Below are 12563 nucleotides of genomic sequence, written 5' to 3'. Positions count from 1 at the left end.
AGCGTGCGTAAGTTACGCAGTAATAGACGAGAATCTGCGCAAGTTTTCTACAATACGAATCATGCGCTTATCCATTACTTTGCCACCAAGAATTACGCCAACAACCAGCACAATCAAGCCGTTTACTACAAACATAATGCTTGCAATCCACAAAAGATTCGCGTTAATAGCCAAAAACGCCATAGCTGCAGCAATAGACGGAATCATGCATACTGCAGAAAGAAGCGAAAAACCTATTGGAGCAAAGGATCTAGCGCCTGCAGAACCTTGCGGCCTAGAAAATGGCTTTTCGATTGACGCTACAGGGTACATTGCAATGCACGAAGAAATTAAGCCTATGCCTATGGTAGCAAAAGCTACTCCGATTGGAGAAAGAGTTTGGAACATAACTGCATTCATATTTTGCTGAACATTTGCTACGAAGAAAAGGAAAGCATAAACCCCTATTCCAAGAATTGCAAAATACACAGCGCAAATCACGGACCAAACTATTGCGTTCGCCAAGCGATCGTGCAAACCTTTTACTCCAATAATCGCGTGCATAGTAAAAGCTGTGCCATCGTATGCAATATTGTTTCCAACAACCATGCCCATAAGCAAACCAGCATACATCATCCAGCTAGAAACGCCTATGTCCTGTGCTATAGAACCAAAACCTTTAGCATTAAAACTAGTTCCTCCTGCAACTACCAGAATAAAAAGCGGCGTAATAAGCAAGAACAGTTGGCGCATATCTCTTCTCATAACGCTAATAATTCGTGCAATAATCGCACCAACTACGTTGTCTGGAACTACTGCAAACAAGCCGATTCCCTTAGTTTTAACAACCGTTTTTTGCTCACCGCGCAGTAGCTTCGGCTCTAATTTTGCACAAAATACAGAGATTGCAAAGCAAGCAGCAATGGTTACAACGCAAATAAGGAAGCGAATAGCAAGAGCAAACCAATTGCCATTAATAGCATCGAGCGGCAAAGCTATAGCCGCACTTAACGGCGTAAAAGCGGACGCAGCGCAGAAACTCGAGCCGAACACAATCCCATTTGGTGAACTACCATGCCTGTTCATTGACGCAACAAAAATCATGTACGCTACGAAAATAACAATGTAAAAAATGTTTCTTGAACGCTTGTTTATTAAAATAGTATCCAAAAGCTCAATAAGCATTTTGCTTAAAGACACGATTGTTGCAACGTAAAGCGGAGCTGCAATTACGCTGACTAAAACCGGCACAATTCCAAAGCTTCTGTACGCTAAAGACCACAAAGCAAGTGCGATTGTGCAGCTTATAGAAAACGCTCCAAAAAGAGAGCCAAGAAGCATGCCAGCTTGCTGCTTTACGTAAGGAATGCCGTAAAGCGCAAAACTACGCGACTTTAGCGTTGTGTCACTGCCAAACATAAACAGGTTTATAAACAGCGTAAAAATTGACACAGCCGACGCAACCATTATTGGAGCAACTTGGAATTCCTGCCAATCTTTAGTATCTGCAAGCATTCCTGAATTAAGATACTTTCCCGCTTGAAAACCCGCAAAACCAAGAGCGCATATAAGCGCAAGTCCAAAAACAATAACTATACCAAAGCCAATTTTTTGCCAAATCGACTTTCGCATAACGGAAAAAGTAAGCGCCCAGCGAAGGCGAACCATGGTAACAATCATAGACATTATGGCTCTCCTTTTTTAAGCGTTGAAATTGGTGGAATCGGTGCTAGGAGCGGCAGGAGCGTTATCAGACTTACCGCCGTTAAGCCAATCAATGCGCGCAGCCGCGTGACGACCGCCAACAAGCTCCATAAAGCGATCTTCAAGATCTTTGCCCTGAGCTACTTCCGCAAGAGTGCCAGCAGCCGCAACGTGACCTTCGTTAATAATCGCCACGTGCGAGCACATTTTTTCAACCAATTCCATAACGTGCGAAGAAATAATCACCGTGCCACCAGTAGAAACATATTCGGCTAGAATATCCTTCAAATTCGCGCTAGAAACAGGATCCACTGCCTCAAAAGGCTCATCGAGCACGAGCACGCGCGGGCTGTGAATCATAGCTGTTGCAAGGCAAATCTTCTTCGTCATACCAGTTGAATAGTCAGAAACCATAGTGTTTGCAGCTTCTGTTAAGTCGAATGCAGAAAGCAAGTCGTTCGCGCGACGAACAGCCTCAGCGCGGCTCATATCGCGAAGCATGCCAGCGTAAGTTAAAAGCTGAAGGCCAGTAATCGTCTTAAAAATCTCATCCGCTTGTGGCATTAAACCGATTGCGCGCTTGGCACTATTTACGTCGCTCCAAACGTCGTTGCCAAAAATCGAAGCCGAACCAGCATCCGGCATAAGCAAGCCCGTAAGCATTTTAATCGTGGTAGTTTTGCCGGCACCGTTCGGGCCAACCAAGCCGTAGAAAGAGCCTGCTGGAATGTCTAGCGAAAGATTATCTACAGCAACTTTTTTGCCGAAAGTCTTAACAAATCCGCGAATAGAAACAGCTGGAACTTCTTCGCCGTCAGCAGCGTAAGTGTTTGCGCCAAAAACTGGAATAGAATCTACCATAGAAACCTCACAACATACAGATAAACGCACGCATTGCGCTACTTTAATTGCGCAGCCGCACGTTTACAATAGGGATTTCATTATCTCACACTCGCAATTTTTGCGCAATCGTCCCACCATCACACCAAATCAATGACCAGTGTGTTGAATTGGCTTCCACTCGCTTTGGAGAAAATAGCTTGGAACGCAATAGGCACGTATGAAAGCATAAAAATCGGGAAGCTCAGAGCGTACGCAAACAGCTCCTTATTCGTGGCCCCAAGCTTATCGTGCTCAACTAAAATCGTGAGAGACACGAACACCATCATGCCGAAAACGCTAGTAACAGTAGTAGTTATAAGGTTCAACGATGATTCAATTTGGCTTGCCCATGTAACAAAACCGAAAGCAGCAAACACAAATCCCAGAACCAGCCTTATAACCGCTAATACCATAAACGGGCACAACATCAACGTAAAGTCCACGGATGAAAAATCACGTTCTCGAATACCATGACGAATAAGAGCAGCACCATAATAACGGAACACTTGCAAAAAACCTTTACTCCAGCGAAGACGTTGCCTCCAGCTTTGCCTAAACGAAACTGGCTGTTCGTCATACAATACTGCCGAACCACAGTAGCCAACCTTGTCTCCGTGAAGAATCGAATCCATAGTAAACTCAAGGTCTTCGGTAAGAAGATGGAATTTCCAGCCGCGATTTCTATGCATAATTTCGCGCGAGAACATAAAACCGGTTCCGCCTGCGTGGCAGCTTGAACCGAAAAGCATGCGCGAATTGTTAGTAAAGCGCGACTCTCGAATAAACCAAAGCGCAGATCCGGAAGAAACCCAGTTATCGGAAAGATTTACGGAATTTCGGTAGCTGGTTAAGATTTGGTATCCTGCGTGGAAGCCTTTATTCATCTCCTCAAAATAGTGAGGATCGAGCTTGTTGTCCGCGTCAAAAACGAAGTAAGCGTCGTAAACTTTATCCGCACCAATTTTCATAATGTGGTCAAGCAAATAGCTGAGCGCAAAGCCTTTGCCAATATGCTCTTTATCGAAGCGCTCGATTACGTTGCATCCGGCATTTCGCCCAACTTCTGCAGTTGCATCTGTACAATTGTCGGCAACAAGCCAAATATCAATAAGTTTCTGCGGATACGTTTGCGTTTGAATACAATGGATAAGATTGCCAATAACTGCTTCTTCATTACGAGCAGAAATAAGCACAGCGTAATGCTTATCCATTGGTGCTTCCGGAAAAACGATAGGTTTAGCGAATAGCGATGCTACAGCACACACGCCCTGATATGCAACGCTGCTTATGCCAATAATTATTACCAGTACATCAAATATTGATAGAAGAATCATCGCTTCCACCCGCTCCGAGGGTTATTTTTTACGTTATTTTCTTTACGTTTCGTATTTTTTGTATGATTTGCTTTAGTTTTGTTATTTTCTGTATTTTTCCTATTTTTCAAAGCAATATCTTTGTTTACTTCATCTAACATTTCGCGCGAAATTGGCATTGTTGCTAACACATCAATCTGATGAGCATCAGAAGAATCATGAGAACCAGAAGATGTAGCATCACTAGTCGCATCTTCAGTATCTGATACGTAAGCTTGCTTATACCAGTATAAAATATCATCATTGAGAGAGATACGAGAACTTGTGCCTTTCATTACGCGTAGCACAGTATCACTTACTGGTTTCATAAAGTTACGTTTCATCGCTTCAACGAGCTTCACCATAATTGAAGTATGTTCAGGTTTTGGATCATTCATTAACGGCGAAGACACAAGATGGTACTGCTTTGTGCAAACCTTAAAAATAGCTTGCAAACTTGCGGTAACTGGTAGCGCCAAAAACGCTCCAAGCGCACCAAACACGGCACCCATCACCAACACCGAAAGAAAAGCTACAGCAGGATTTAAATCCATAGTTTTTTCGGAAATTTTAGGTGAAATCACCATATTTTCAATTTGTTGATAAATCGTAATAAAAATTAGCGTTGCGAGAGCTGCGCCAAAACCTTGAGAACCCCAAGCAAATAAAATAGGCAAAGCGCCACCTAAATAGCTACCAACTGTTGGCACGAACTGCGAAACAATGCCGCAAAATAGCGATAATGGCAGCCAATAAGGTATGTTCATAATCACAAGAAATATTGCAGTACCAGCAGCATTAATAGCAGCTAAAATAATGCGCGAAAACAGGAAGCTGGAAATTTGCTCCTGAACAACCGACCAAATAAAAAGGAACCTACGCTGCGACTGAGGATTCATCCAGCGGCACATACTCCTACGCATAGCAGGACCAGCAGCAGAAATGTAATACGTCACCATAAGAATAGTGAGCAAGTCAAGCAAAATTGTCAGCACACCCCAAGTAGTATTAAGCGCTTGCCCAGCAAAGTCAACTACCCACGAAGTTTGCACATGCTTCAAAATTTCCATGCCAAGCTGTTCAATATTCGGCATCCTAAAACCAGTAGAATGTAGCACAAAATCAGCAATCTGATGGTATAAATCTGGCAAGCCAAGCGCCATTGACACCGCCTGCTGCACAAACAAGTTGCCAAACAAAACCAAAAGCACACTGACCACAACCAGCAAGCTCGTAAGCGTAAAACCAGAAGCCACACCACGCCTCCAGCCATGCTTAATCAGACGTACTACGAGCGGTTCCATTGCGAGCGCAATAAAAATAGAAATTACAACATCAAAAACGATGAAAGAAATACTGCTCCAAGCAAACCACAGAAAAATTGATCCAAAAGTAACGATTACTACATAAATCAGTGCGCGACCCAGCCAATCCGGAGGACGCCTATCGTCGCCCTTAGCTGGGAATAACGAAGCTAAATCGAGCTTATTGCCTTCTTCCTCACTTGTTTGATGCACAGTAGATTCATGCATTTCAGGCTCTTGGTACGTCATACTCTCTATTGTAACGGCGCGAACTGATGAATAGTATGTACGGCATGTAACGGCGTACAACAGTATGTAACACAAACGTAACGAGATAGTCGAGTCGCTGAAATCCAAAATTGCTTACAAAGTTCTAAACTCGTTACTGAGATTTTAGGAAAGGAATGTGTCTCCATGACCACTTTACAAACGAAAGAGGATGCCGCAGCTCTTATTGAGAAGGAAGGCATTGAATACGTTTCCGTACGATTTACTGATTTGATTGGTGTGCAGCAGCATTTTACAGTGCCAGCTGATGAATTCTTGCATAGCGCATTTACTGATGGCATGGCTTTCGATGGTTCGTCAATGCAGGGCTTCCAGGCTATTAACGAATCTGATATGAAGCTTATTCCGGATGTGGATACCGCCTACATTGACCCATTCCGTAAGCATAAGACGCTGAATGTGGCTTTTTCTATTGTTGATCCTGTAACGGATGAGCCTTATTCTCGCGACCCTCGTCAGGTGGCTATTAAGGCTGAGGCTTATTTGAAGTCCACTGGCATTGCAGATACCGCAAGCTTTGCTCCGGAAGCTGAGTTCTTTATTTTTGACAAGGTGCGTTTTGCAAATGACATGCAGCGTTCCTTCTATGAGGTTGACTCTAATGAAGCTCCTTGGAATTCCGGTATCGATACCGAAGATGACGGCAGCAATAATATTGGTTTTAAGAATCGCGTAAAGCATGGCTACTTCCCTGTGCCTCCTGTTGATCATAATCAGGATTTGCGCGACGACATGGTTTACAATTTGCAAAAAGTTGGTTTGATTCTTGAGCGCTCTCACCATGAGGTTGGTGGCGCTGGTCAGCAGGAAATCAACTATCGTTACAATACGCTTGTTCATGCTGGCGACGATTTGATGAAGTACAAGTATGTAGTTCATGAGACTGCTGCTTTGGCTGGTAAGGCTGCAACCTTTATGCCTAAGCCAATTGCTGGCGATAACGGCACTGGTATGCACTGCCATCAGTCGCTTTGGAAGGACGGCAAGCCGCTGTTCTATGCGGAAACCGGTTACGCTCAGCTTTCCGACATTGCGCGTTGGTATATTGGCGGCTTGATTAAGCACGCTTCTTCTGTGCTTGCTTTTACTAATCCTTCGCTTAACTCTTACCATCGCTTGGTGCCAGGCTACGAAGCTCCTGTGAACTTGGTTTACTCTGCACGCAACCGTTCTGCAGCTATTCGTATTCCTCTTGCTGGTACGGAACCTGCTGCTAAGCGTATTGAGTTCCGCGCTCCGGATCCTTCTTGCAACCCATTCTTGGCATTCTCTGCTCAGCTGATGGCTGGCTTGGATGGCGTTATGAATCACATTGAGCCTCCTGCTCCTGTTGACAAGGATTTGTATGAGCTTCCTCCAGAGGAACATGAGGGAATTAAGCAGGTTCCTTCTTCGCTTGGTGAAGCTTTGCAGGCTTTGGAAGAGGATCACGACTTCCTTATGCAAGGCGATGTGTTTACCAGCGATTTGCTTGAAACTTGGCTGAATTTGAAGCATGAGGAAATGGATATGGCTCGCTTGGCTCCAACGCCACTTGAGTATGAGCTTTACTTCCACATCTGATTTGCAACTAGCTTAGCTAAGTTAAGCTATTTTCTAACAAAAAAGCCGGCTCTACGATTTCGCGTGGGCCGAGCTTGCTCAAGGTTGAAAGCACAGTGTGCTTTCAACGCAAGCGAGGTCTGCCTTCGTCTCGATTGACGAAGGCAGGGCAGATTAGTGTGGAACATTTGCCGGAGTTTTTTCTCCGGCATTTGCGCGCTAACTGCGTTAGTAACGAAAAAACAGTAGCGAGCGTTATTCGCGCAGTATGTAAACTGCACCAGTAACGAAAAAACAGAATTATACGTTATTGAACGTTACTCACGCAGAAACCAAACTGCACCAGTAACGAAAAAACGGTGACGTTCGCACGGATAACGTGCTCACTTACGAAACTCGCGTTGGAAGTCCCCCGGACTTCCAACTTAAGCGAGTTCCCGCTTTGACCGAGCTTGAAATCCCAATGATTTCAAGCTCGGTCAAAGCACTCACGCAGCGCACAATCTGCACCAATGTCGCAAAACACCAATCTTCCGACACGCGCGCAGTACGCCATCTGCACGAATGTCGCTCTACACCGGCTTAAGCGCTCAAGCAGATTTTTGCTTTAGTTGCTTATTTTTTAGCACGTACTTTACGTCAGCTTGAGACGCAACTTTCGAATCGTGCGTAACTACAATCACACATTTGCCATGTTTGCTAGCAAGATTCTTTAATATTGTAAGAACTTCTTTAGTTGTTGCAGGGTCAAGGCTGCCTGTAGGCTCATCCGCTAAAATTACCGGTGCAGAAGATACCAAGGCTCGCCCAATTGCAACACGCTGCTGCTGACCGCCGGAAAGTTGCGTAACATTGCGATTTATTTCTTCCTTCGTCAACCCAAGATCTACTAGAACTTGAGCGCCCGCACGCGAATTTACTAATCGCAAATTTTCTAACGGCGTCAAATAGTCAATAAGATTAAAATTCTGAAAAACAAGCGAGATATGCTTTTTGCGATGCTCACAATATCCTGTTTTTGCAATATTTTCACCATTAAAAAGCACTTCTCCACTATACGGAGTATCTAATCCAGCTAAAAGCGAAAGCATAGTAGACTTTCCAGCTCCGGAAGCTCCCATAATACTGTACATTTTGCCAGTTTCAAACTCTGCATTAACGTCATTTAGTACTGCAATATTTGCAGGTCCATAAGTATACTTCACATTTTTTAATTGCAATAAAGTCGACATAATAAGCTCCTTATTTTTACATAATTTAAATATGATTTATACGATTTGATTCATTTATGAGATTCGCTTCATTTATGCGATTGCGCTTCTGCTAACTCATAGCGCTTAGTATTTGCCGCGGCTTCTTTATAAATATAGGTAATACAGCAATAATTAACGCCAGTATTGAAATAAGCAAACCCATAACAAAAGCAGTAAATGTTTGAGTCAACGGCAACACTGCAACACCATCCGCAATAAATGACGAATTTGCACTATGCAAAATCGCAGAACCAATAACGCCAGAAAAAGCAGCACCCAATCCCAGCGAAATAACGAATGACACAATGTTAAGTATTACTATTTCAACAAGCAATTGGCTAACTATTGCTGCTTTCGACAATCCAATAGACATAAGTACGCCAATCTCGTGCATACGTGCCCTAACCCAGAACACTAGTACAAGTCCAAGCACTAAAACGCCAACAAAACTTAACGCAACGAAAATCATTCGCACAAGTTGTTGTACAGAATTAACTGAGTTTATTACACCAGACAATTGCGAAGCATTCTGCTCTACATCAGCCCACTTTCCGGCAATACTTTTAGCATCACGTATTGCATTAGCTAATAAATCAGAACGCTCAACAGCACAGCGCAAAACACTTCGCTTAGAAGAGCCAGCTAAAGACAACGCCGAACTTAAGTCAGTAAATATGCGATTTTCTGAAGTATCCGAAGGAAGTGCTCCCTTAGTTTGCAATTTGCCGGCAAAAATGCCAACAACGCTAACTTTTACATTAAACCCCTGCTTAAGAGTTATAGTAGAGCCAATCTTAAGATTATTCTTCTTAGCAAAATCACGATGCACTATTGCACTACCCGCAGAACGATTAGTAATATGCTCACCCTGCACTAAACGGTACAATCCTTCTTGAAAACCTTGAGATAATCGGGAATCTGTTGTACCAGTAATTCCGGCAGCATGAGCCAAAACATCATCGTCTAGTCTAGGACCCTGCGCAGGAAGCACAAGTTGCTTTCCAACAGGCGTAGCTAAAACATCGCGCTCTTCCACTACAGTTTTTACGCCCGGAATCGCAGCAAATTTACGAATTTGGCTAGAGGCAATTCCTTCATTCGCGTCCAAATCTTGCGGAATTGGAGAATTAGACGTAGCAGCAGAATTAGAATTTGCGTTACTTTTCTCTGGAAGAGTTTCACCGCGCGTTTTTGCTCGTACAGTAAAACCCAAACCAATACTGGATTGAAGACGATCCCTAGCACCATCAACAGAAGCACTAATACCAGCTTGCGAAACTAGCGCGCTTAAAACAAGAGTCATAATCAGCACAATTATTGCGTTGCGTCGAGGCTTGCGAAATATTGCAAGCCACGCTCTAGAGCATAAAGAAATTACACCAACACTCATAATCACTCCAAATAAACTTTTATAAACTTTGCTAAAAATTGCTAAAAAATACGCAATTTTTTATTTTTGCAATCCAAGCAGTTCTCGAGGAGATTTGCACATCATTGGCAAATACGACAGCACTACTACAGCAACAACTACCGCACATACTATTGCCGAAACTCCAACAAAGCATTGCAAGTCTACTTGCACAATAAGTTTGTCCAAAGTCCTAGTTGCCAACGTTGATTCAAGATTCCCACCAGCTTGGCCCATAGTGCTCAAATCATTAGCAGCCGCAGATTTTACGGATCCGAGCGCAGCAGCACTCATCCACGGAGCTATGATTTTTGCAAAAAAGTACCCAACAACTAGCGAAGGTATTGCAATAAGTAGAACCTCGCTAGCGTACTGACAAACTATAGACAGCTTGCTGTTGCCAATCGCAGTAAATACACCAATCTCATGGCGTCGCTCATTCATCCACAACAAAAGCACCAATCCAAGCGCAATAATAGCGAAAGATATTACAGCAATAGTCGTAATAGTCATCATTGAATGAACGCCTTTAGCGACTCTCAATAAGCCAGCAACGAACTGATCGTCACGAGTTAGCTGATAATTTTGCAAATCAATAGGCAATTTGGCAGCTTGTGCCATAATATTATCCGCATCCTCACCGCGCTTTACCCTAAAACTTGCGTCCTGATATATTTCTTTTCCTGGCTTATATTTATACAATTCGCGCGTAGTTTGCAAATCCGTATACACAGTATTGGCAGTAAGCTCCGCTCTAGTTGCAACTTGTCGCTTATTTGCTCCAGCATAAATTCCAACAATACGAGTTTTTACGGTTGCAGTTGATTGGTTAATATTGTCGGCATCGTAAGGATTAGCGCGAAGTGTAAGAGCATCTCCTACATGCAATCCATTAGCTTTAGCAAGATCTTCATGAATAAGAGATGCGTGAACATTGCTAGCGAGCAAATGCCTACCTTTAGATACGGTTATTGCTTTTGTTTTAAACGCATTAAGAGCAGCAGAATTATTGGTTCCTTCAATATTAACTGCATTGCCAAACTGCTGCTCGCGCTTTTGATCATAATCCTGAACGCCTGGAATTCTCGCAGCTTTGGCATTAACTAAATCCGCTGTTACATTTTGCCGAACCACGTACGAGGCAACTCCCTGCAACTTTGCGATTGCTCGTACATCTTTAGGTTTTACAGTTCCAGCTCCTCTAGGAGTTCCAGGATTTACTTGCGGATTATTTGCAAGTACGAAACTAGATTCTGCTTGAGCTTCAACTTTTTGACCCTCTTTATTAGCAGCACTCGAAACAGCAGAAATTGCAAATAATAATGTTGAAATAAGAAATAGAACAATGAAAACTATTAATGTTTTTATTCGTTTCCTCAGAATGTAGCGTATTGCACGAGAGATAAACGTCATCGACTACCTTTCCACATTGAAAAATAACTGTATATAGTATGCAAAACATACAGTATGCCAGTATAACATATGCGCACTTATAACTGCTATATGTAAAAAGCCGGCCCTACGATTTCGCGTGGGCCGAGCTTGCTCAGGGTTGAAAGCACAGTGTGCTTTCAACGCAAGCGAGGTCTGCCTTCGTCTCGATTGACGAAGGCAGGGCAGATTAGTGTGGAACATTTGCCGGAGTTTTTTCTCCGGCATTTGCGCGCTAACTGCGTTAGTAACGAAAAAACAGTAGCGAGCGTTATTCGCGCAGTATGTAAACTGCACCAGTAACGAAAAAACAGAATTATACGTTACTCACGCAGCGCGCTGACTGCGCGAGTAACGAAAAAACGTTATTGAACGTTACTCACGCAGAAACCAAACTGCACCAGTAACGAAAAAACGGTGACGTTCGCACGGATAACGTGCTCACTTACGAAACTCGCGTTGGAAGTCCCCCGGACTTCCAACTTAAGCGAGTTCCCGCTTTGAAGGAGGCTGAAATCCCATTGATTTCAACCTCGGTCAAAGCGCCTGCCTGAGCGCTGCGATTTAGCGCGCGAGCGCCATCTGTACGAATGTCCGAAAATCGCCAAACAGAGACACTCGCGCACTAAAAGTAAAAGTAAAATATTCAGATTGCAAAACCGAGCGTACGAGCTGCAGCTACTGGAACTGCTTCGTCTGCCCAATAATCTTCAAGATTCTCGTCGGTAGAAAGCGAACGCATTTCCGCGCGATCAATATAAAGTTCACCGCGAAGATGATCAGTTTCGTGCTGGAAAATACGCGCAGGCCATCCATGCAAACGCTCGGAATGTTGCTTTCCGTCTTCATCTTGCCAAGTCGCTTGAATGTCAAGCCAACGCTGACGCACAGCTTGATAACCAGAAACGCTTAAGCAACCTTCGTAGAAGCTACGAGTTTGAGTACCAATCGGCTCGTAGTGAGGGTTAATAATAGCGCGGAACGGAAGCTCTGCAATATCGCGAGGATCGTCTTCATCGTCACGAACGTGATCTTCAATAACAGCAATAGCAAGACCCAAACCAATCTGCGGAGCCGCTAACCCAACGCCTGGAGCCTCAAGCATTGTGCTATGCATCAGCGAAATAAGCTTTGTGAGAGTAGCACGCGTAAGCTGGCCGTCATATGCCACAGTTCGCTGGCGCAAAACAGGCTCGCCAGCTTGAACAATTGGCAAAATACCATCTTCTGTAGCGGAATCCAACAAATGCTCAACGGCACGACTGAGCTTCGTATCAACACTTGCGTGATGCGTAAACATAGGACTCCTTTACTGTAACGCGGCAATAGACGCGAAGTTGTATAAGAAAGTTTGAGCGGCACACGTTACGTACGCACATTGACGTTACGCGAAACAAGCACCAAGGTGTTAATTGTACCA

Annotated in this window: 8 protein-coding genes and 1 pseudogene; 1 reads left to right on the top strand and 8 read right to left on the bottom strand. The window is 43.8% G+C overall.

The features are described 5' to 3' along the window. Positions 1–12 precede the first annotated feature (12 nt). The 4 genes and pseudogenes from HXT28_RS00545 to HXT28_RS00530 all read right to left on the bottom strand — a co-directional run bounded on the left by HXT28_RS00545 (position 13) and on the right by HXT28_RS00530 (position 5470). Positions 13–1665 carry a hypothetical protein gene (locus tag HXT28_RS00545; RefSeq protein WP_064347445.1) on the bottom strand — a complete coding sequence of 551 codons (1653 nt, stop codon included), beginning with the start codon at positions 1663–1665 and terminating at the stop codon, positions 13–15. 15 nt (positions 1666–1680) lie between these two features. After that, entirely contained in the window at positions 1681–2544 is an 864-nt protein-coding gene (locus tag HXT28_RS00540) for an ABC transporter ATP-binding protein (RefSeq protein WP_422113481.1), read from the bottom strand. Positions 2545–2673: 129 nt separating this feature from the next. After that, positions 2674–3899 (bottom strand): annotated as a pseudogene (locus HXT28_RS00535) (glycosyltransferase family 2 protein). After that, the gene (locus HXT28_RS00530) at positions 3896–5470 is read right to left on the bottom strand and encodes an AI-2E family transporter (protein WP_016637737.1); all 1575 of its coding nucleotides are present in this window, start codon (positions 5468–5470) and stop codon (positions 3896–3898) included. The pseudogene HXT28_RS00535 and the gene HXT28_RS00530 overlap by 4 nt, the downstream one beginning before the upstream one ends. Before the next feature lie 165 nt (positions 5471–5635). Here HXT28_RS00530 and glnA point away from each other — a divergent pair, with 165 nt between their 5' ends. After that, positions 5636–7072, top strand: a complete 1437-nt coding sequence (gene glnA / locus HXT28_RS00525) for a type I glutamate--ammonia ligase (RefSeq protein WP_016637736.1) — start codon at positions 5636–5638, stop codon at positions 7070–7072. Positions 7073–7641: 569 nt separating this feature from the next. Here glnA and HXT28_RS00520 read toward each other — a convergent pair. The 4 genes from HXT28_RS00520 to HXT28_RS00505 all read right to left on the bottom strand — a co-directional run bounded on the left by HXT28_RS00520 (position 7642) and on the right by HXT28_RS00505 (position 12443). After that, positions 7642–8283, bottom strand: a complete 642-nt coding sequence (locus HXT28_RS00520) for an ABC transporter ATP-binding protein (RefSeq protein ID WP_016637162.1) — start codon at positions 8281–8283, stop codon at positions 7642–7644. Positions 8284–8374: 91 nt separating this feature from the next. Continuing rightward, positions 8375–9694, bottom strand: a complete 1320-nt coding sequence (locus HXT28_RS00515) for an FtsX-like permease family protein (RefSeq protein WP_016637161.1) — start codon at positions 9692–9694, stop codon at positions 8375–8377. A 60-nt stretch (positions 9695–9754) separates the two neighbouring features. Then, positions 9755–11125 carry an ABC transporter permease gene (locus tag HXT28_RS00510; RefSeq protein WP_064347439.1) on the bottom strand — a complete coding sequence of 457 codons (1371 nt, stop codon included), beginning with the start codon at positions 11123–11125 and terminating at the stop codon, positions 9755–9757. A 664-nt stretch (positions 11126–11789) separates the two neighbouring features. Further along, positions 11790–12443, bottom strand: coding sequence for a peptide deformylase (locus HXT28_RS00505; protein WP_016637729.1), 654 nt, complete (start codon positions 12441–12443; stop codon positions 11790–11792). Between the last annotated feature and the right edge of the window lie 120 nt (positions 12444–12563).

This window comes from Gardnerella washingtoni, assembly GCF_049262705.1.
GTDB lineage: Bacteria > Actinomycetota > Actinomycetes > Actinomycetales > Bifidobacteriaceae > Bifidobacterium > Bifidobacterium vaginale_D.
Note: the sequence above shows the minus strand (reverse complement) of the source record. Positions and strands in the feature narration are given on the sequence as shown.